Source organism: Rossellomorea aquimaris (genome assembly GCF_020171925.1).
Lineage (GTDB): Bacteria > Bacillota > Bacilli > Bacillales > Bacillaceae_B > Rossellomorea > Rossellomorea aquimaris_F.
This window is the reverse complement of record NZ_JAIVAR010000001.1, coordinates 483,482-503,543: the sequence shown is the minus strand read 5'-3', so window position 1 is coordinate 503,543 and position 20,062 is coordinate 483,482. Positions and strand designations below refer to the sequence as shown.

Below are 20,062 nucleotides of genomic sequence, written 5' to 3'. Positions count from 1 at the left end.
TTAGACCGCTTTTTCTTTATGGATCTTTGGTTCTAAATTGACAATCTAAAACGGTTGTCCCTCTTACTCCTTGGTCATAATGAAGAGAATATTTCTCAAAATGCATCTCCCTCTATGCTGTATTTTCCTGTAAAATAGTATGGGGGATGAAGAAATGAGAACGAAGGAGTTTAAAGATGAAAAAAAAGACTTACATACAAAGCCTGCTGATCATCATTCCATTATTAGTGGGAATGGGATACTTGGTGACAACTCAGTATAGGGATTGGAGTACAAACAACCAACAAGGGAAAGAAACGTTTACACTACACACGGCAAGAGAAGTCCATGCCGAAGGAAAATCAATGACATCTACGGCCAACATTGCGGCCATAGGTGACATTCTTATTCATAACACGGTTTACAATGATGCTAAGACCGGTCAGACCTATGATTTTTCACCGATGTTTGCACCTGTTAAAGAGATGTTGTCAGAGCCCGATTTCTTGATTGCCAATCAAGAATCCACTCCGGGCGGAACCGAAATCGGATTATCAAGTTATCCCCTCTTCAATAGTCCAAAGGAAATTGTTAAAGAACTTCAGGATGCCGGTGTCGATGCCGTCACAACGGCAAATAACCATTCGTTGGATCAAGGCGTGGAGGGTTTGATGAGTGCCATTGATTATTATGAGAAAATCGCAATGCCTTATGTGGGGGCGTTCAAGAGTCCTGAAGACCAAGAAAAAATCCGTACGTTTAATGTTAACGGAATTAAATTCGCTCTTCTTTCTTATACGTATGGAACGAATGGCATTCCAGTACCTGAAGGGAAAGAGTACCTTGTCAACCTTCTTGATGAGAAGAAGATGATTGCGGAAATCAAAAAAGCAAGGCAAATGGATATCGATATGGTGATCATGAGCCTTCATTGGGGAAATGAGTATCAGCGGTTTCCGACAGAAGAACAGCAAAGGCTTGCAAAAGTACTGACGGAGAGCGGAGCTGATATTATTTTCGGACACCACCCACATGTTCTCCAACCGCTTCAAACGTATAAAACAAGCGATGGGCGCGAGGCAGTGGTTGTTTATTCTTTAGGCAACTTTTTATCAGGACAAAAAGACGATTATAAAGACATCGGCGGTATGGCAGAAATACAGGTCCTGCTAGATCGCAGTCCCGCCGGCTCTGTGATCACATATCCATCGATCACGTTCCACCCTACCTATGTGGGGGAAAGAAATTATAAGAATTATCGTATTTATCCCCTTGATTTCGCTCAGAAAAATGGGATGATTACCTACACCGAGGATGAAATGGTCTCCCACATGATGAATGGGGTATCACAATAATAAAAAAGCTGATGCCAAGGCATCAGCTTTTTGTTGTTTAATGCGAACCAAAGAGGATATGGTTAAAAAAGATCCCGCCAAGAGCAAGTACGGCAAGAATCAGGTTTGCCATTAAGAAGGTACGTCTTTTGCTTCTGAAATAGAGTGTGACCATCCCATAGTAAATCAACGCTGCGACAATGATGAAGGTACCTGCCTCCATTTTGTAACTCGCCTTATGCAGCTGAAGGAAAGTCAGAATCCCCATTGCAGCAAATATAAACGCACCAATGTAATACATAAGGGCCTGTGTTCTCATAATTGACAACTCCTGTGCTAAAAATTAGATGTATATGGTTCAGTATGTATATAATATAGGAACTGCATCCCGATTGTCCAAAAAACGGGTATCAGATTGAGTGATAGAAAGGAGTCTTACAATGAACATTCATATTTCTGAAGACGCCATCGAATGGTTCAAGAACGAAATGCTGGCAGATGAGGGGGAATTCATCCGTTTTTATGTCCGTTATGGAGGCTCGAGCCCTTTACATGACAGTTTCTCACTGGGTGTCAGTAAAGAAGAACCGATTGAAGCAGGAAGTATGATCAATATCGATAACCGAACTTTTTTTATTGAAGAAAGGGATCTTTGGTATTTCGATGGTCATGATCTTCATGTAGGTTATAATAAGGAACTGGAAGAACCCCTTTACGAATACAAAAAATGATCATTTCTGAAACCGGTCTTTCCAACCGGTTTCTGCCTTCTTTACTTTTTCAAGAACCGCCGTATTTGATCATCCTGGCCTTCTTCTTTTAGTATGCGTAGCTGAGTATCGCCCAATAAATCGAAATGAGGAAAGCCGTCTTTCCTTTTGTGGATCCACTTTTCCTCTAAGCCGTATTTTTTCCCCCACCTGCTTAGCTTTTCAATATCAGAACAGCCTGCCTTTGTGACAGTCTTGAATTGAGGAAATCGTTCATCCACCCAGTAGTGCGTGATAAATGCGACTTCACCTTTACCCACCCGTTCTTTCCAATCATTCAATTCTTTTCGATTCACCCCGAAAGCCATCATCTTTCCCCTTTTCTAGTATGTATCCTTGTCACATTCAACCTTTTTTGGCATTCTCATACGCTTCATGCCATTCAGGGAACATTCTTCGTATCGAAATAGGGCGGAAACTGTCTTTCTTTACACATACGTGCTTGGACTGTCCTGTTATCGCTAATTGATTTTCACCGTTATAGATTTCATACCCATATGTAATCCTGATTCCATCATAGTCCTCCACCCACGTTTTCACCAATGCCTTTTCACCATAACGGACAGGGGTCTTATAGCTGATGTTCAGATCAACAACAGGAGATAGTATGCCGTCTTTCTCCACTTCTGCATAATTGAATCCCAAATCCTCGATCAGCTGAGTTCTCCCAAGCTCCATCCATATAAGGTAATTAGCGTGATACACAACACCCATCTGATCTGTTTCAGCATATCTTACTTGAACCGTATTTTCCGATATATGCATTTCATTCACCCCACAATTTTTTGATGCATCCACATAATCGTATCACAGAAATTGTGTTTAGAATATTGATACGCTTCCGTCACTTTTTGTATAAAATATCCCGGTTATATAATATAACCGGGACGGATTCTGCCTATTGTTTGGATGTACCGGCCTCATCTTTGATTTCGCTTCGGAATGCATCAAGACTTTCACGACGGCGTTCGTTTTTCGCTTTAATGGACTGTAGCTGCTCTTCACTATCAGTAAAAGCCATGGATTCTTCTGCCTTTTCCATGTTCTCGATGGTATGCTGAACCATTCCTTGAAGCTTCTCTACGTTATCACTGCGATCATCCGGGTTAGGTTTACTGTTCCATGCCATTAGATATTCCTCCTAGAAAAGATAAATTAAAGACTGACCTAGAGTGGTCAAGCCCCTCATATTTTTAGAAAGACGCGTAGCAGTTATTCACCTTTTGTCTGGATTACCTGGGCATGCTTGCCTGATGTATCCTGCATTTGCTTCCCGTTATTCCCACCTGCTTCTCTGGACTTGGTTCCAATATGGTTAGGACTGAAATGTTTACTGTCTCGCTTTGGATTACTCATTGCACTTCCCCCCTTACTAATATCATTTCCATTTCGGCAAGGAAATGTTGGCGTAATTATTGGCAGGATAAATGATCAGTAAGACACTTGGTTCTTACGCAAAAAAAATAAAGCCTCGTAAATATTTACTCGGCTTTATCAAGTGGACGCTTGATCTCGTAACGTGCATCGATTCTTTCCTCAATGGCATTCATTGCATCCTCATCAAGGAGAAGTTGCTTTTTATTCTCTTTTACCAAATCTGCGAACGATTTTTTTCTTGGCCTGCGCATAAATCATAACCCTCACTCTCATATTGACTTGTGTAAATAGTATATCCAAATTTCTGATATTTTAAACAAGTCAGTATGAAGGTACGTCCCTCACTTCACTAAAGCGTTGAAGGATTCGATGCTGGTGAGGGCACCGATTTGTTTGTGTGTGATGATGCCTTGTTCATTGATGACATAGGTGGTAGGCACGGTTAGGATGTCGTAAGCTTTGTTGATTTTATCGTCTTCATCAAGAAGGATCGGGAAGGTTAACCCCATGGCTTGTTGATACTCTTTGACATTGTATTGAGGATCAATATTAATGGCGAGGACCTCCACCTCTTCACGATTCGAGTTATAGAACTCCTCCATGATTGGCATTTCCTCTTTGCACGGAGGACACCATGTAGCCCAGAAATTCACTACCACTTTCTTCCCTTTGAATTGCGATAAGGTCACATCTTTCCCTGTTAGATCCGAAAGTTTGAAGTCGATGGCCTTATCTCCTACGTTGGGCCCTGGAAAATGCTCTGAAGGTGTAGTGCTTTCTACTACTTCGCCTTCTTCGATATCAAGCAGCTGATCGTAGGATGGATCGGCAGAAGCTTCTTTCAACTCATCTAAGGGAAACTCACTTGGACTGGATTTATTATCAACATAGAATGTAAAAACTAATAATGCCACAAGCATAATGCCAAAAAAAGATTTCAATGGTATGTCTCTCCCTTTTATACTATCGCTTGGTACATCTTATGCCAGCCTGTCCGAATTTAGTCACTTAATAATGGAATGTGATGTTCTAAAAACAAGAAAAAGCCCTGAGAAAAATCTCAGGGCTTTTTACTTTATTGAAGCTTATGCTTGGAATTTACCGCGAAGTACCATTTGAAGGATACCACCGTGACGGTAGTAGTCTACTTCTACTTCAGAATCAAAACGTGCAAGAACATCAAATTCTGTCTTTGTTCCATCTTCAGCCACTGCAGTGACAGTCAGGATATCACGAGGTTTCACGTCATCCGTGATGTTGACAGAAATTGTTTCCCTACCAGTCAATCCTAGTGTTTCGGCACTTTCACCTTGTTTGAATTGAAGTGGAAGGACACCCATCATCACAAGGTTCGAGCGGTGAATACGCTCGTAACTTTCAGCGATGACAGTCTTGATGCCTAGAAGGTTTGTACCTTTTGCTGCCCAGTCACGAGAAGATCCCATACCGTAGTCTTTTCCTGCCAGTACAACCAAGCCAGTGCCATCTTCTTGATACTTCATGCATGCATCATAGATAGGCATCACTTCATCTTCAGGCCAGTAAGTCGTAAATCCGCCTTCCGTACCTGGAGCGATTTGATTTCGGATACGGATGTTCGCGAACGTTCCGCGCATCATTACTTCGTGGTTACCACGACGGGAACCATAAGAGTTGAAGTCGCGAGGCTCTACGCCATTCGCGCGCAGGTATTTACCAGCTGGCGTATCTTTACCGATCGCACCTGCAGGGGAAATGTGGTCAGTTGTCACTGAGTCACCGAATTTACCTACAACACGAAGTCCGTTTAATCCCTTAATATCTTCAGGAGTTGGTGCAAGTCCTGTGAAGAATGATGGATTTTGGATATATGTTGAAGTCTCATCAAAGCTATACAACGGTTCGTTGCTCGTTTTGATTTCGTTCCAGCGATCGTTTTCCGTGAACACATGCTCATATTCTCTGCGGAATAGTTCAGGTGTTACAGTTGCTTTTACAACATCCTTCACTTCATCCTGAGATGGCCAGATATCCTTGAAGAACACATCATTGCCGTCTTTGTCTTTACCGATCGGATCGTTCTGAAGATCGATATCGACTGTACCTGCAAGTGCATATGCAACGACAAGTGGCGGTGAAGCAAGGTAGTTTGCTTTCACTAGCGGATGGATACGTCCTTCGAAGTTACGGTTACCTGAAAGTACAGATGTCAAAAGAAGATCTGCATCAGAAACGGCCTTTTCGATTTCAGGGCGTAATGGACCTGAGTTACCGATACAAGTTGTACAGCCATACCCGACAAGGTTGAATCCGATTTGTTCCATATAAGATAACAATCCGGAATCCCTCAAGTATCCAGTAACAACTTTAGATCCAGGAGCGAGTGATGTTTTAACAAAGTCAGGAACATTCATACCAAGTTCCACGGCCTTTTTAGCAACAAGCCCTGCTCCAAGCATGACATACGGATTTGACGTATTCGTACAAGAAGTAATGGCAGCAATACCGATTGCTCCAGTAGGCATCGTTACTTCTTCACCGTCTTCTGTTGTATACTTAGCTGTTTTATTGATTTCAGATGCATCAAGACCAAAGCCTTGTACGCCTTCTTTTGCAGTGATCGACTTATGGAAAGTATCTTTCATTTCTGAAAGTGGAATTAAATCCTGTGGACGTTTTGGTCCGGAAAGGTTTGCTTCCACAGCAGAAAGGTCGATTTCCACTACGTCAGTGTATGTTGGTTCTTCTTTTTCAGGTGTGAAGAACATTTCATTTTTCTTCAGATATTCTTCTACCATCTTGATATGAGTATCATCGCGGCCTGTTAAACGCAGATAGTCAAGTGATTCTGCGTCAACCGGGAAGAATCCACAAGTTGCACCATATTCAGGAGCCATGTTTGCAATTGTTGCACGGTCAGCAAGTGGCAGTGTGGCAACCCCTGGTCCGAAGTATTCAACAAATTTACCTACAACACCTTTTTGGCGAAGTACTTGCGTAACCTTAAGTGCCAAGTCTGTAGCCGTTGCTCCGTTTGGAAGCTCGCCAGTGAATTTAACACCGATTACTTCAGGAATCGGGAAGTAAGAAGGTTGACCAAGCATGCCTGCTTCTGCTTCGATTCCACCTACACCCCAGCCTAGTACACCGATCCCGTTAATCATCGTTGTATGGGAGTCAGTACCAACAAGTGTATCAGGGAACGCTTCAAAGTCGCCTTCTGTTGTTTCAACGGCATGAACTACGTTTGCAAGATACTCTAAGTTTACTTGGTGGACGATACCAGTAGCCGGTGGAACGGCACGGTAGTTTTCAAATGCTTTTTGAGCCCAGCTCAAGAATTGGTAACGCTCGGCATTACGTTCGAATTCAAGATCCATGTTTGCCTTCAATGCGTCTGCTGTACCATATTTATCAACTTGTACAGAGTGGTCGATTACAAGATCAACCGGAATTTCAGGGTTGATTTTTTGAGGATCTCCACCGATATCCGCCATTGCTTTACGCAAAGAAGCCAAGTCAACGACAGCAGGTACTCCTGTGAAGTCTTGGAGGATGACACGTGAAGGTTTGAATGGAACCTCCGCGTCCTTGCTTGCCGCTCCCCAGTTTGCTAAGTTTTCAACATGATCTTTATTGATCACACGTCCGTCAAATTGGCGCAGTACAGATTCAAGTAATACCTTAACACTGTAAGGTAAACGGTTGATGTTTGAAACGCCTGCTTCTTCAAGTGCTTTTAAACGATAATAATGATAACGTTTTCCTTCAAGTTCGAAAGAAGATCGTGCATTAAATACATCGTTCTTTGCCATTTCAATTCCCCCTCTAACTACAAATACACATTAAGTCGAAAAGTCTTCGTCATAAACTAACGAACTTTTCTCACATTAACAATCTTAATACAAGCGATTACATAAGTAAATAACAATAAAGTTATTGTTTTTGATAAGTTTTACTTATCTGAATAACTAAACACCTTTCATTTTTTAGCAAAATATTGGCATGACAGCATTTCCATCCATGTCAGATGATGTCGGCATTCAAAAAATATTATTCCGAAAAAATAATTACCCCTGTTAGGGTTTTCCTCTAATAGTGGTCGTTGTGAGGTGGCATCCTACTCTTATGGAGGTGTTTCATTTGGCTAAACGTAAAGCGAACCATGTCATCAACGGGATGAACGCAGCAAAAGCACAAGGCAAGGGTGCAGGATACAATGAGGAGTTCTCCAATGAGCCTTTGACTGAAGCTCAGAGGCAAAATAATAAAAAGCGAAAAACCAATCAATAGTCGTGTCACTTACGTAAGGAAGGTCCTTAGGTCTATTTTAGGGCCCCCTTCTCACATACCCTATTCTGGACAAAGCAAACAAAAAAACTCTGCAAATTCACTTGCAGAGTTTTTTCCATTACATATCGTGGTTGCTGTTATGCTTCTGACGCGAATGATTTTGGTTTTTGACTTTATGTGAGCCGCTTAACGGTTCAGGCTGCCCCGATTGTTTAGGTGCATTTTTTCTCATGTCTTTGCTATCGTTTTTGTTCATCATCCATCCCTCCTCATAGTTAGAATGGATTCTGTCAGACAAGTTTATGCATGTGTATAAGATTGTGATGGGACGCCTATAATATAAAGGCTATTTTACATTTCAAGGAGGAAAAGATCTTGCCTTATCATAAAAATAAACAACAAGCATTCCAAGCAGCTCAGCAAGGATACACTGATGTCCAAAACTCGATAAATGAATTAGTGCTCGATGGAGGAAGCTACGGTTCACAGCTATCCCATCTGAAAAATGAAGTGAATGAAGCTTATCAGCAAATTGAAAATGCACTCGAGGTAGCTTCTGAGACGCAAAAAGAGCAGCTGCAAAAGTTCAAATCGGACCTTCAATCGATTGTCACCGAAGTCAATGGAAATAACCTTTAATGAAAGGGGCACATACAGCGTGCCCTTTTTTTATTGGCCCGTTCAAAACATTCAGTGAAGACGTCCACGAGCTGTATAGAGTTTTTCGGAGTGGTTTTATCCATGCACTCCGCTCACCAACTGAGCAGGTAACAAGATAATGTACCTTAACAAAGCCTTTCCGTTTCCCCTGTCATCATCTTTGATGCTTCGATTCAAGATCGATTTCACATAATACTTTAAGCAGTTCTTCTTGTTCTTCGTTTGTAACCGCCCTTAAATCAAGGATGAGGCGATTCTCATGGATCCTAGACATGACGGCAGGCTCATGGAGCCGTAACTTCTCGTGCAATTCATGTTCCGTCAAGTGAGGGTGTTTAATCGTCACCATGAAGGTAGGCAATTCAACATCTGGCATCGTTCCTCCCCCGACCTGACTTACGCCTTCCGACAATTCTAATTGATACGAGACATCCGCTTGTTTTAACTCCCCAATGAACGACTGTGATTGGCATTTGATTTCGTCTAACGTTCTTATTATTCCGTAAATGGAAGGGATTTTCTCCACTTCTCCTTTTAGATAGTGAATCATGGTCATTTCAAGTGCGGCTAGCGTCATCTTATCCACACGCAAGACCCGGGCGAGTTGGTGCTTCTTCAATCTGTCAATCAATTCCCGCTTGCCTGCGATAATGCCTGCCTGCGGTCCACCCAATAATTTGTCGCCGCTGAACGATACAAGGTCTGCTCCTTTATCCATTACATTCTTCACAAGTGGTTCTTTCCCGATACCGTGCCGTGAAAAATCATATAAAGCACCGCTGCCTAAATCTTCATAATAAATGATCCTTTCATGATCATTGGCCAGGCGAGATAACATATCGGTTCCCACAGAAGAAGTGAACCCCTTGATGAAAAAGTTGCTTTGATGTACTTTCATGATCATTGACGTTTCTTCCGTGATGCTGTCATGGTAATCATGCAAGTGTGTTTTGTTCGTCGTACCTACTTCTACTAGCTTTGCCCCACTTTCCTCCATGATGGAAGACACCCTGAAGGAGCCGCCGATTTCTACAAGCTCGCTCCTTGAAACAATCACTTCTTTATCTTTCGCAAGTGCAGACAAGATGAGAAAGACCGCTGCTGCATTATTATTAACGACCATGGCGGCTTCCGCTCCCGTTATTTCACAGATGAATCGTTCTGCGTGTTCATGACGAGATCCCCTGCTGCCTTTCTCAAGATTATATTCAAGATTTGTATAAGAACCTGCTGCCATCACCACATGTTGCAGTACTTCATGGCCCATCCGTGCCCTTCCAAGATTCGTATGTAGAATGGTTCCACTCGCATTGATGATCCGCTGTAAGGAAAGTGAATATTTCCTTTGATGAATCAGACTTGCCTGTTTGTAAATTGACTCCAGGAATCCCGCTTCATCAGGGAACGGCCCCTCCCAAGTTCCGTTCAGGACCCCATCCCGTATGTGTGCCACACTCTCTTTCAAGATCTCAGACCCTTTCTCAAATGAGACGGAATGTGCTTTTAGGAAAAGGGCGAATTCATCCGATTGCTGAAGTTGATGAATGGGTGGGAGTTGTCTTAAGCGTTCACTCATTCCTGTGATGCCTCCTTGTTCACTTTTTCACTCATTATAACACCCTCACCTTTTAAAGTAGAACGAATAGAATGTGTGTAAAAGAGAAAGTTAGGGGTCAGATGTTAATGGGCAAGAGCAAGGACAAGGAAGAATGTTATTTAGAGAACTGGGAAGAGAGAATGAAGGATTGGTTACTTGATCCTGAAACCGTTCGTCTAGATGAGAAAGAATTCCGAATCGACTTCCTCGATACGACTGATGCATTCATAGTGGAAGTTGAAACTGAAAATATATGTCCGGATGAACTGATCTTGAAAAAGAGCGATCACCAGCTGGTCATTTCAATCAGATTGAAAGATGAAATAAAGGAAAGGTGCAGGTATGTGGAATTCCCATTCTGCCTTCGTCAGCGGGACCTCTCATACTCATTGGAGCATCATACAATTGAAATCACCGTTCCTAAACAGGAATGTACCGAGAAGACCTCTTTGGTCACTCGTGTACAGGGAATATGTAATGATCGTGACCATATTTCTTAGGAATAAACATAGAAACGGCCGGGTGGATCCCCGGCCGTTCATTTGCTGTTACATGTTTTCGATTTTCTGTATGATGTCTTGAACCTCGGGGAAAACACCTGTCTCAAGCTTTGAATAAATCTTTGTATGCCCGGCCGTTATTTCAAATGCTCCGCCCGAAGAGGGAATAAGGAGCATTTCTTCTATATCGTACCTGAAATGAGTAAATAGCTGTTCCGCGAAACTCGCGGCTTTAGGTGAATAGTTTCACCTAAGACAAAATTCAATCTTGATCTTCAAATTTTCCATCTTACTGCCTCCTTGTATGTCTATTCTGCTTACCATTTTAATGGAGCTCAATGGTCGACGCAAATCCTTTATGAAAGGTTTTAGGTTTTGCCCCTTCTCTTATCTTTCCTGTACAATGTAGTTATTCATACATAGAGGGGTGATACCAATGAGTAAAGAGGAGATCATCCGTTTGACGGAAATGTCTTCAAAAGCCGGCTGAGGATGCAAATTAAGTCCAAGCGACTTGACGCAAGTTTTGCGTCAACTGCCTCCACAACCCGAAACGAAGGAATTATTAGTAGGAAATGAGCATTCAGATGATGCGGGTATTTATCAGATAAGTGATGAAATTGCGCTCGTACAAACAGTCGATTATTTTACCCCGATCGTTGACGAGCCCTACTTATTCGGTCAAATTGCTGCAGCAAATGCTTTGAGTGATGTATACGCCATGGGCGGTACACCAAAGACCGTCTTGAATATTGTCGGGTTCCCTATCAAGAAACTTGGAGGTGAAATCCTGACCGAGATTCTTGCAGGCGCTCAGAGCAAGGTGATCGAAGCTGGCGCTGTGACGGCTGGGGGACACTCAATCGATGATCCCGAGCCGAAATTCGGATTAAGTGTAACTGGTGTCGTTGATCCCAAGAAATATTGGACCAATAAAGGATGTAAAGCCGGAGACGTCCTAGTACTGACGAAACCTATCGGTACAGGAATCTTGACAACCGGTATCAAGAGACTTGCCGTGACGGACAAACAGAAAGAAGAAGTCATCGCATCCATGAGTATGTTGAACAAACAAGCAGCAGAAACCCTTCAACCTTTCAATCCGAGTGCTGTAACGGATGTCACTGGCTTCGGTTTGTTGGGACATGCTTATGAAATGGCAAAGAGCAGCGATGTGACTCTGCACCTTTCATATCAATCGATTCCCTTATTAAGTGGAACGGAGGAACTTGCCGATGCAGGTGTCATTCCTGGTGGATCAAAGGCTAATCACCTGTGGCTACAGGAAGCCGTCCATTATGATCCTGCCCTCTCGAAGGTGGAGCAACTGATCCTTTGTGATGCCATTACTTCAGGAGGCCTTTTGGTGAGCCTGCCCAAAGACCAGGCGGAAGAATATCTGGAGGCCATGCACGGTCTTTCTCTCGGTGCCTGGATGGTTGGGGAAGTTACCGATTTTGCTGGGTACTCGATATCCGTCAAAGCTTAGTATTCAATGCACCCTAAAGAAAGAGCCCCTTCTTTACGATGAGAGAAGGGGTTCATTTATCATCTTTTTAAAGTGCTGATGCACAACCCTTGAAAAGACCCTGATCTGATATGGATATCTCTTTCTGCCTGGGGTTTTGAAGCAATTGAACCAAAGGACTTTTTTATCCATGCTGATAAAGGGTACCTTGTTTGCGGATGGCTCCGAGGTCCCAACCGTCCCCTGATCACATAATATCTTTATGGTTATCTTACTTTTCATCTCATTCAATACCTTTACAATTTCAGGAGGTATGTCACTGAAATGAGTCGCATTAACAATGATTTCTTCTTTACAGGCACGCAAGTCCCTTATGATTCTCTTCTGATCATCAATGGGATACCACTTAAACTTTTTCGACTGAATCAGTTCGGACTCATTGATTTCATTACCCTTAGCAACAGAACCATCCTTCTGAAGATAGTCAATCAATTGATGGATGGTTTTTGATGGGTGTGTCTTCCTCTTCATGAAGCCGTCATCACCAATCAAGATGAATTTTCCCCTCGCCCTTGTAACTGCCACATTGATCAGCCGCTCACTTCCTTTGCGCGTCATCAATGCACCCGGTTTTCCATGTGCCTCCCCATCAACAAGGTCAAAAAGGATGATATCGTTCTCGGACCCTTGGAAACTATGGACGGTCGCAGCGTAAATACTCGGTTGCTCCGATTGATACAATGGTTCGACTAAGTCTTGAAGTAGGATGTTGTACCAGATTGCCTGTGAGCGGTAAGGTGTGGCGATCCCAATCGAACGGACACCATCATGGAGTGCTTTCATCGCCATCATAAGGGTGATAAAGCTTGAAAGTATATTCCAACGTGAGCCTCTTTCGGTTTCTACCCACTCAGTGCCTTCTTGTAGAGATAATAAGATACTCCCTTTACCGGGATATGGCTGTTTCGAGAGGATATGTGCCCTGCCTTCTGCAACATCGGGGTGGTCACCCACTTTTGAATGGTAGATATACCGATTGGTAAAAGCCGAGATACTTGGATGCATACGCCTTTGCTCAGGAAGAAGCAACAGCTGTGGATGATCCATCCCTTTTTCCACTGAATCAGCGACTTTCGCCACATGGAAAATATCCTCTTTCAACCATTTCGACACCAAAGGGTGGTAGCTTCCAGCAATGGGGGGCAGCTGTTTGAAATCCCCACAAATGACGGTCTTTTCAGCTAAAGATGCCGCAAATGCCACTTGTGGAACATAGGCCATACTGGCTTCATCCACAATCACCACATCAAATTGTTCATTGTAGATGAGGGGGTCGATTGCCGCTTTGGATAAAGTCGTCCCTATGACCCTTGCATCGTTGACCAGTCCCCCTTCCTGACTCTTGAACCTCTCTTTGAGTTTTTGATAGTGCAGTTCCAGCTGCGACAATCGTTCGGAGTCATAATGGGAGAAAGACTTCGATAGCTTCTTTTTCAGTTTCCTCCGATACTCCTCTACCTTATCCTTTTCCTGTGCAAGATGAGGCTCCTTCTCTTCGAGGAGCTTCATCACGTTCAAGTCATTCATACGATCCCCGTATGTTTTTCTACTGCTTCCATATCGTAACACGTCCCCTTTAGACCAGCGGTTGTGGTCGGATAAGAACAGAAACATTTCTTGTATCAATACATCCACCGCTGCGTTACTATGGGATAAAAGGAGCACTCTCTTTCCGCTGTTATAATGATACGCGGCCACACGAGCAAGAGTGAACGTCTTCCCTGTCCCCGGTGGGCCCCATAGATAGGTCACAGGGTTGTACTTACTTCTTATATAAGCTTCATGCAGCGTACTCTTGAAAGATGTCATCTGATGGAGTGTCTTCTTCATGGGAAAAACAAGGTTTTTAATCCTGCTTGTTTTTTCATGCCTTTCCTTCACTTCATCAAGTCTTAAACTCAGCTTCTCTAGAAGTTCCCAAGGTTCATAGATCAATTGCCCCCCTGTAACGGGATCGCCGATGAACTGATCCAGTTCAACAATACATTCCCTTTCTTCTGAGCTTATCACTGTACCGGATAAGATTCTTTTTCCCGCTTTAAAGATGACCGAACATCCTTCAGGGAACATGGCAGCAAAAGATAGCGTAAACCAATAAATAAAAACGGAATCATCTTTCCTTAAACATCTTCCTTCTTCTATGAAGACACCCGTTGTTTCTCTTTTTTTCATATGGGCAATTTCTAAATCAAGAGCGTTCTGCCATTCTTCCACTAATGAAGTCATTTTCATGTTGAACACCTGCTTATCGTATAATCAAGCAAATGTTAATCATAACAGGATATGAATTTGCTGTGAAGGAAAATCACCGCTCAGCACTCAGGACGTGAACTTCATTGATAAATATGTAAAAAAAGAACGAAGCCTCCTTCGTTCTTTTCATTTCATTATAATTCAGTTGTCATGTCACTTAATTTATCAGCTGAGAGGGCTAACTGGGTGACAGCCTGAGAAATTTCTTCCACTGCAAAGGAAATTTCTTTCATTTCTCCCTCTACTTTACTACTTTTAAGCTGGCTTCGTTCAATCTGTTCAACGATTTCTTCAAAGAACACGTGTGCCTCGTTCGTCGAGTCCATTCCGTCCTTGGCCAGGTCTTCAACACTTGTAATATAAGAAGAGATTCTATCCACCAGTTCCTTTGTTCCTGAAATCAAACCTGATACGTTCGTCACTGAATTCTTCGTTTGATCGGATAGTTTGCGGACTTCTTCCGCTACAACCGCAAACCCTTTACCATGCTCGCCTGCTCTCGCAGCTTCTATACTGGCGTTCAACGACAAAAGATTTGTTTGTTCAGCGATTGTCTGAACGATGTTTACAATATCAAATATTTGTTTGGAGATTTGTTGTAACTGGTGGATCTCCTTCAACATCTCCCTCAAGTCGGAGAGGATTTTACTCATATGTTCCTTTTGCAACCCCATCTTATGTTTTCCTTCTTTTGAGTAATCACCCACTCTTTCTATGGCAGCCGTCCCCTCAGTGCTTAAAGAACTTACTTTATCCATCCGTGTTGTGATGGTCTCTAAAGAAGCCATGGACTCCTCAGATACAGCGGCAAGCCCATTAGATGCATCCTGGACTTTCTCCGCCACCTTTTCTTTCAGGAGAGCTGTTTCCCTCCGTATTTGATCATTTTGATGTTCATATGCGTCAGGAACAAGTTGTTGTTCCAAGTTAAGTATTTTTGTAACAGCTTGGATAAGTTTATGATAGTCTTCCACCTGTGGAAAGGATCGCAATAATAATTGAAACAAAGTGATTTGCATATTTTGGAACGATGCGATATACCATTTCGTTGGTAAACCGATGTGGATGTGCATCCGCGCGATCTTCTTTCTTTTTTCTATAAATTCCTGATCGATCACGCCGCTCATCATTTCAGTAATATGGATGGCCAGTGTGCCTTTTAGGCGCTCGATGGAACTGTATTGATTCACAATTCCTGAAAGTATGCTGTTCTTCTCGATCGGATTATAAAAGCCATCGACAATCTCCTTGATGTTCTCCTCAATCGTCGCTTTTGCTGCCAAAAGGACTGCGAGATCACATTCTGTTAACTGGATCATCTCTAATTGTTCCGCCACTTCCCGTGAGACAGAGATTCTTACCTCATGAAGAAAGTCCTCTTCATTGAGCCGTATTTGCCGAGCATTCTTCTTTTTAAGTAACACGCTAAACCCCTCTTTTTGTTTGGTATGTAATATAATCCAGACTTCTCTTTCAATATAACAAAAAAAACCCACGAAAGTAGGGTTTTTTCGAAATATTTATTCATCTCCATTAGTTCTTTTATACTATTCTTTCCCTTTTTGCTCGTTTAACTGTTCCACATATTTATCGGCAAAATACATGACATCCTCTACATAATCATGGCTGTGGTTATAAGCGAATACTGCTTGTTCAATATGACCATCCGCTGCCCCGTTACGCGCAAGATAGTTAGCGGCACTGAATATGGCATCTTCAATCTGAAAGGGATCTGCAAGCCCATCCCCGTTCCCATCGACACCATATCCTCCATACTTCTTGATGACTTCAGGATCTGTCTTCTGACTTTCAGGTATTTCTCCTTTTCCTAAATCGCCACATGTAGGATGTGCCCACCCAACAAATGTACATGGCATGAATTGCATAGGGCCCTCTGCACCGACTGGAGAGATGAGAGTACGCATCGTAGAAAATTTCGTCTCAACACGATGATGGGCAGCTAGTAAATTCCATGGCACGCCGTATTCTTTTTCCGCTGCTTTATAGATCGGGATATATTCAGAAGGGATCTCTTCTTTACCTGATAACGAAATTTGATTAAATCGTGGGGAATCATTCACCATATAGTAAATCGTAAAGATTACCAACGGGATCAAAAGAATCTTAAATGGAGAAACACGGTGCTTTCTGTATGCTTTCTTGGTTGACTTTTTTATTTTACTCTTAGCCATACAGCCTCACCTTCCCCTTTTGTTCATTCCTTTCGTATTTTAATATGTATAGGAGCGAATTACAATCTTCAAGGTTATCGTACTGTATATTGTTATGTATTAATACAATCGACGCCGCCACAAAGGGATTGAAAAAAAATGACCCGATTGAGTCCTTTGTTTGGACTCCTCGGATCATCCATTTTTATTTATTAATAAACAAACGCTGCTCCAACGATAATTAACAAAATGAATAGAACTACGATTAACGCGAAGCCTCCTGCGTAACCTCCGCCGCCGCAGTATCCATATCCAGGGTATCCGTATCCATACATAATCAGTCACCTCCAGTTATCTAACTACGATATTAATGTATGTATAGGACAGCTTGTAGGTTAATCAATTTCCACAACCAACTTTTGAATAAGGGAGAACAGTCCTTTTATAAAGGGTAAAAGCAGCGGTTAAAAAAATGAAAAATGGTGAAATGGTCTAAGTGGCGTCTAGTTGTCCATGCAGAGGACAGAGGTAATTTCAATGCATGAAAAAAGCGCCCAGTCATGTGGGCGCTTTTGTTAAACCTTATATTTTCTCATGAGTGTCTGAGGGTTTTCTTGGTTTAGGCTTAATATATAAACCAAGTTCCTTCTTCTCATGATTAAGTGATTTATACAGTGATACCATCATGAGTGCCATGATAATGGAGAATGGTAACGCAGCGACAATCAATGCATTCTGCAATGCTTGTAATCCACCGCTGTACAATAGGATCAATGCGACCGTTGATTGTGCAATCCCCCAAGTCAACTTCACATAGTTAGGAGGAGTAAGTGAACCATAAGTCGTTTGCATCCCAAGCACAAATGTAGCAGAATCGGCAGAAGTGATAAAGAACGTACCAATCAGTGTGATCGCTACTACTGACAGGATTGTAGACCATTCGAAACTGTCAAACATGGCAAACAACACTTCTTCTGTCGCAAATTGAGTTAAATCCATACCAGCCTTTTGCATCTCGATTGCTGAAGTACCGAATGCAGCAAACCAAAGAAAGCTGACAAGTGCAGGCAGAAGCAGTACCCCGATAAGGAATTCCCTGATCGTTCTGCCTCGTGATACGCGGGCAATAAAGATACCGACGAAAGGAGACCATGAAATCCACCAAGCCCAGTAGAAGATGGTCCAACCATTGATCCAAGAGCGATGCTCCTCATTCAACGGTGCAATCCTGAAACTCATTGCCGCGATATTCTGGATATACGCACCGATTGTGTCTGTGAACATATTCAGAATCAATAATGTCGGCCCAATGAAAAAGACAAGGACGAACAACCCGATGGCCAAGACCATATTTGTATTGGATAAGTATTTGATTCCCTTACTCAGTCCAGACCATGCCGAAATCATGAACAGCACGGTCACAATTGCGATGATGATGAATTGGACAGTGAAATTATTAGGTATTCCCAGGAGATAAGAAAGACCTCCATTGATTTGTGCAGCACCGAATCCAAGCGTGGTTGCTACACCGACCACCGTAGCAAAGACGGCAAGGACATCAATGACGGTGCCTAGAATACCATCAACCTTGTTCCCAAATACCGGCCTTAATGTTGCAGAAATCAATCCCGGCTCATCTTTGCGGAATTTGTAATAAGCAAGGGCAAGAGCGACAATCGCATAGATTCCCCAGGCATGGATGCCCCAGTGGAAGAATGTATAACGCATTGCCTCTTTCGTAGCTTGATTCGTCCCACCTTCTGCAAGTGGAGGGGTCATGAAATGGGAAAGCGGCTCAGCGGCTCCCCAGAAAACAAGTCCGATCCCCATGCCGGCACTGAATAACATGGCAAACCATGTCCCCTTTGTATATTCAGGCTCCTCGTTCGGCTTACCCAGCCTAATGGTACCCATAGGACTGAATATCAGGAATATACAGAAAATCACGATCACGGTTACTAGGATGAGATAATACCAACCAAACGTTGACGTGATAAACGTCTGCATATTTGCTGTGACGGTTTCAAAGGATTTTGGAGCAATGACTCCGTATGCAACAGCCGCCGCTACAATGACAACTGTGATCCAGAAAACATTTGATATGCGTTTCATAAAATATCCCCTTTCTTAAATTGTTTTTGTTTCAATGTTTGCGGATAGTGAAGTAATAATTAGGTCCATATTCTTTTTCCCTGTCTCCCGCTCTTCAAACCAACATTTGTTACCCTACCAAAATTAATGTTCAAAAATCAAGCAAAAACTATATATTTCCCCTATTGTTTGCCACTAGAGCGTTTTCATTCCATTTATTTTCAATTAAAATAAAGAAAATAGAACAAAAATATTATCTGAAGGAAAAACCACTAAGGAGCATCAAATGATCATCATACCTTTCAAAACATTAGAAGAAGAAAAAAGACGGGATTTTTTCCTGAAACATTGGGGCGGTACAGAGATGATCATCTCGACAGGTCATTATGATTGCTTGTCGCTTGATGGATTTGTCTGTATGGAAGGTCATCTCATAAAGGGAGTGCTGACATTCATCGAAAAAGGACGAAAAGTGGAAGTCGTTTCACTTGATGCCGTGGAAAAAGGAAAAGGAATCGGAACACTGCTCATCAAGGAACTAGAGAAGGCTGTTATGGGAGAGGAAGTTTCATCGATTGAATTAATCACCACGAATGACAACATGGATGCACTGGCTTTCTATCAGAAGAAAGGATTCAGGATTGTAAAAATCATCCCGGATGCTGTTGCAGGGGCCAGAAAACAAAAACCTTCGATCCCCCATTATGCCAGCAATGGAATTCCGATAATGGATGAGATTCTGCTCCGTAAGGATATATGTGGCTGATGTCTAACCGAATGTTAAACAAAAAAAGTTCACCCGCAGTCGGGTGAACTTTTTACTTATTCCTCTATTATTTTCACTTTTACGTCTCTGACACCATATTCGAGAGCATCCTGTTCATGTTCCATATAGATGTCTATGCGGTTCCCTTTAATTGCACCGCCTGTATCTTCGGCACGGGCATATCCGTACCCCTCAATATAAACTTTTGATCCTAGTGGAATGACATCGGGATCCACAGCAATGACCCTCGCATCAGGATTGGAAAGTAAGTCCACCCCTGTCTTCGTGATACCGATACAGCCTTCACAATGTGCGGTATAGGCCGTAGCCGTCACGTTGACTTCCTTCGTGACCTTGCTATCATTTTCTTCTGATGTGGCTGTCTTCACACCTTGATCTTGAGATTCTTCACCGTTTACGGTAACTCCGTTTTCAAGTAGTTCTTGTCGGGTAACTGCTTCTTCAATGGATATATGATAACGATTGGCGATTTCCCATAAGATATCGCCTTTCTTGATATTATGATAATCATTTAGTGCTTTTTCAGTGTTATCGTCAGTATCTGCCTCGACAGATAGTACCCCGATTGAGAGAATGAAGGTGAAGGAAATAATGGAAAATAATACTTTTTTCATATTGTAAAAATCCTCCTTCTGTGGTCATGAATTAAAACCAACAGAAGAAATGGTAACATAGACACGCCTCAATTCGATATCAATCTGTTTATAAACCTATAACAATTAGATGACATCACTGTAATATGG

Annotated in this window: 22 protein-coding genes and 2 pseudogenes; 7 read left to right on the top strand and 17 right to left on the bottom strand. The window is 42.4% G+C overall.

What is annotated here, in order from left to right:
• Positions 1 to 176 precede the first annotated feature (176 nt).
• The gene (locus LCM10_RS02495; RefSeq protein ID WP_224874391.1) at positions 177 to 1,334 is read left to right on the top strand and encodes a CapA family protein; all 1,158 of its coding nucleotides are present in this window, start codon (positions 177 to 179) and stop codon (positions 1,332 to 1,334) included.
• A gap of 37 nt (positions 1,335 to 1,371) precedes the next feature.
• On the opposite strand, the gene LCM10_RS02490 is transcribed toward LCM10_RS02495, so the two are convergent.
• Positions 1,372 to 1,632 (bottom strand): hypothetical protein, encoded by a 261-nt coding sequence (locus tag LCM10_RS02490; protein ID WP_224874389.1) that lies wholly within the window; start codon positions 1,630 to 1,632, stop codon positions 1,372 to 1,374.
• A gap of 121 nt (positions 1,633 to 1,753) precedes the next feature.
• Between LCM10_RS02490 and LCM10_RS02485 the strand changes: the two genes are divergently transcribed.
• On the top strand, positions 1,754 to 2,044 hold the full coding sequence (locus LCM10_RS02485) for a HesB/YadR/YfhF family protein (RefSeq protein ID WP_224874387.1): 291 nt from the start codon (positions 1,754 to 1,756) through the stop codon (positions 2,042 to 2,044).
• A gap of 41 nt (positions 2,045 to 2,085) precedes the next feature.
• Here LCM10_RS02485 and LCM10_RS02480 read toward each other — a convergent pair whose 3' ends face one another.
• The 7 genes from LCM10_RS02480 to acnA all read right to left on the bottom strand — a co-directional run bounded on the left by LCM10_RS02480 (position 2,086) and on the right by acnA (position 7,254).
• The gene (locus LCM10_RS02480) at positions 2,086 to 2,391 is read right to left on the bottom strand and encodes a hypothetical protein (RefSeq protein ID WP_224875576.1); all 306 of its coding nucleotides are present in this window, start codon (positions 2,389 to 2,391) and stop codon (positions 2,086 to 2,088) included.
• A gap of 37 nt (positions 2,392 to 2,428) precedes the next feature.
• A complete protein-coding gene (locus LCM10_RS02475; RefSeq protein ID WP_224874385.1) occupies positions 2,429 to 2,848 on the bottom strand; it encodes an acyl-CoA thioesterase in 420 nt (139 codons plus the stop codon).
• A 133-nt stretch (positions 2,849 to 2,981) separates the two neighbouring features.
• Complete coding sequence (tlp, locus tag LCM10_RS02470; RefSeq protein WP_224874383.1) at positions 2,982 to 3,212, bottom strand: small acid-soluble spore protein Tlp; 231 nt, start codon at positions 3,210 to 3,212, stop codon at positions 2,982 to 2,984.
• A gap of 83 nt (positions 3,213 to 3,295) precedes the next feature.
• A complete protein-coding gene (locus LCM10_RS02465; RefSeq protein ID WP_224874381.1) occupies positions 3,296 to 3,439 on the bottom strand; it encodes an acid-soluble spore protein N in 144 nt (47 codons plus the stop codon).
• A gap of 125 nt (positions 3,440 to 3,564) precedes the next feature.
• Positions 3,565 to 3,711 carry an FbpB family small basic protein gene (locus LCM10_RS02460; protein WP_224874379.1) on the bottom strand — a complete coding sequence of 49 codons (147 nt, stop codon included), beginning with the start codon at positions 3,709 to 3,711 and terminating at the stop codon, positions 3,565 to 3,567.
• Positions 3,712 to 3,801: 90 nt separating this feature from the next.
• Positions 3,802 to 4,401, bottom strand: coding sequence for a peroxiredoxin family protein (locus LCM10_RS02455; RefSeq protein WP_224874378.1), 600 nt, complete (start codon positions 4,399 to 4,401; stop codon positions 3,802 to 3,804).
• Between the two features lie 144 nt (positions 4,402 to 4,545).
• Positions 4,546 to 7,254, bottom strand: coding sequence for an aconitate hydratase AcnA (gene acnA, locus LCM10_RS02450; protein WP_224874376.1), 2,709 nt, complete (start codon positions 7,252 to 7,254; stop codon positions 4,546 to 4,548).
• A gap of 328 nt (positions 7,255 to 7,582) precedes the next feature.
• Between acnA and sspO the strand changes: the two genes are divergently transcribed.
• Entirely contained in the window at positions 7,583 to 7,732 is a 150-nt protein-coding gene (gene sspO / locus LCM10_RS02445; protein ID WP_224874374.1) for a small acid-soluble spore protein O, read from the top strand.
• Positions 7,733 to 7,850: 118 nt separating this feature from the next.
• On the opposite strand, the gene LCM10_RS02440 is transcribed toward sspO, so the two are convergent.
• A complete protein-coding gene (locus LCM10_RS02440) occupies positions 7,851 to 7,991 on the bottom strand; it encodes a small acid-soluble spore protein P (protein WP_224874372.1) in 141 nt (46 codons plus the stop codon).
• Positions 7,992 to 8,107: 116 nt separating this feature from the next.
• Between LCM10_RS02440 and LCM10_RS02435 the strand changes: the two genes are divergently transcribed.
• The gene (locus LCM10_RS02435; RefSeq protein WP_224874371.1) at positions 8,108 to 8,371 is read left to right on the top strand and encodes a hypothetical protein; all 264 of its coding nucleotides are present in this window, start codon (positions 8,108 to 8,110) and stop codon (positions 8,369 to 8,371) included.
• A gap of 175 nt (positions 8,372 to 8,546) precedes the next feature.
• Here LCM10_RS02435 and selA read toward each other — a convergent pair whose 3' ends face one another.
• Positions 8,547 to 9,968, bottom strand: coding sequence for an L-seryl-tRNA(Sec) selenium transferase (selA, locus tag LCM10_RS02430; RefSeq protein ID WP_224874369.1), 1,422 nt, complete (start codon positions 9,966 to 9,968; stop codon positions 8,547 to 8,549).
• Between the two features lie 107 nt (positions 9,969 to 10,075).
• Between selA and LCM10_RS02425 the strand changes: the two genes are divergently transcribed.
• On the top strand, positions 10,076 to 10,489 hold the full coding sequence (locus tag LCM10_RS02425; protein ID WP_224874367.1) for an Hsp20/alpha crystallin family protein: 414 nt from the start codon (positions 10,076 to 10,078) through the stop codon (positions 10,487 to 10,489).
• Positions 10,490 to 10,537: 48 nt separating this feature from the next.
• Here LCM10_RS02425 and LCM10_RS20725 read toward each other — a convergent pair.
• A pseudogene (locus tag LCM10_RS20725) lies at positions 10,538 to 10,723 on the bottom strand (Rdx family protein); the annotation flags it as partial.
• A 202-nt stretch (positions 10,724 to 10,925) separates the two neighbouring features.
• Between LCM10_RS20725 and selD the strand changes: the two are divergent.
• The gene (selD, locus tag LCM10_RS02415; protein WP_412103357.1) at positions 10,926 to 11,978 is read left to right on the top strand and encodes a selenide, water dikinase SelD; all 1,053 of its coding nucleotides are present in this window, start codon (positions 10,926 to 10,928) and stop codon (positions 11,976 to 11,978) included.
• Positions 11,979 to 12,011: 33 nt separating this feature from the next.
• On the opposite strand, the gene LCM10_RS02410 is transcribed toward selD, so the two are convergent.
• The 5 genes and pseudogenes from LCM10_RS02410 to LCM10_RS02390 all read right to left on the bottom strand — a co-directional run bounded on the left by LCM10_RS02410 (position 12,012) and on the right by LCM10_RS02390 (position 18,553).
• On the bottom strand, positions 12,012 to 14,249 hold the full coding sequence (locus LCM10_RS02410) for an AAA domain-containing protein (protein WP_224874363.1): 2,238 nt from the start codon (positions 14,247 to 14,249) through the stop codon (positions 12,012 to 12,014).
• Positions 14,250 to 14,404: 155 nt separating this feature from the next.
• Complete coding sequence (locus LCM10_RS20720) at positions 14,405 to 15,694, bottom strand: protoglobin domain-containing protein (protein WP_224874361.1); 1,290 nt, start codon at positions 15,692 to 15,694, stop codon at positions 14,405 to 14,407.
• Positions 15,695 to 15,817: 123 nt separating this feature from the next.
• A complete protein-coding gene (locus LCM10_RS02400) occupies positions 15,818 to 16,462 on the bottom strand; it encodes a lytic transglycosylase domain-containing protein (protein ID WP_224874359.1) in 645 nt (214 codons plus the stop codon).
• A gap of 191 nt (positions 16,463 to 16,653) precedes the next feature.
• Positions 16,654 to 16,734 (bottom strand): annotated as a pseudogene (locus LCM10_RS02395) (YjcZ family sporulation protein); the annotation flags it as partial.
• 289 nt (positions 16,735 to 17,023) lie between these two features.
• Complete coding sequence (locus tag LCM10_RS02390; protein WP_224874357.1) at positions 17,024 to 18,553, bottom strand: BCCT family transporter; 1,530 nt, start codon at positions 18,551 to 18,553, stop codon at positions 17,024 to 17,026.
• 265 nt (positions 18,554 to 18,818) lie between these two features.
• Here LCM10_RS02390 and LCM10_RS02385 point away from each other — a divergent pair, with 265 nt between their 5' ends.
• Complete coding sequence (locus LCM10_RS02385) at positions 18,819 to 19,298, top strand: GNAT family N-acetyltransferase (RefSeq protein WP_224874356.1); 480 nt, start codon at positions 18,819 to 18,821, stop codon at positions 19,296 to 19,298.
• Positions 19,299 to 19,354: 56 nt separating this feature from the next.
• On the opposite strand, the gene LCM10_RS02380 is transcribed toward LCM10_RS02385, so the two are convergent.
• Positions 19,355 to 19,933: a 3D domain-containing protein gene (locus tag LCM10_RS02380; protein ID WP_224874355.1), complete on the bottom strand. Its 579-nt coding sequence runs from the start codon at positions 19,931 to 19,933 to the stop codon at positions 19,355 to 19,357.
• Positions 19,934 to 20,062 lie beyond the last annotated feature (129 nt).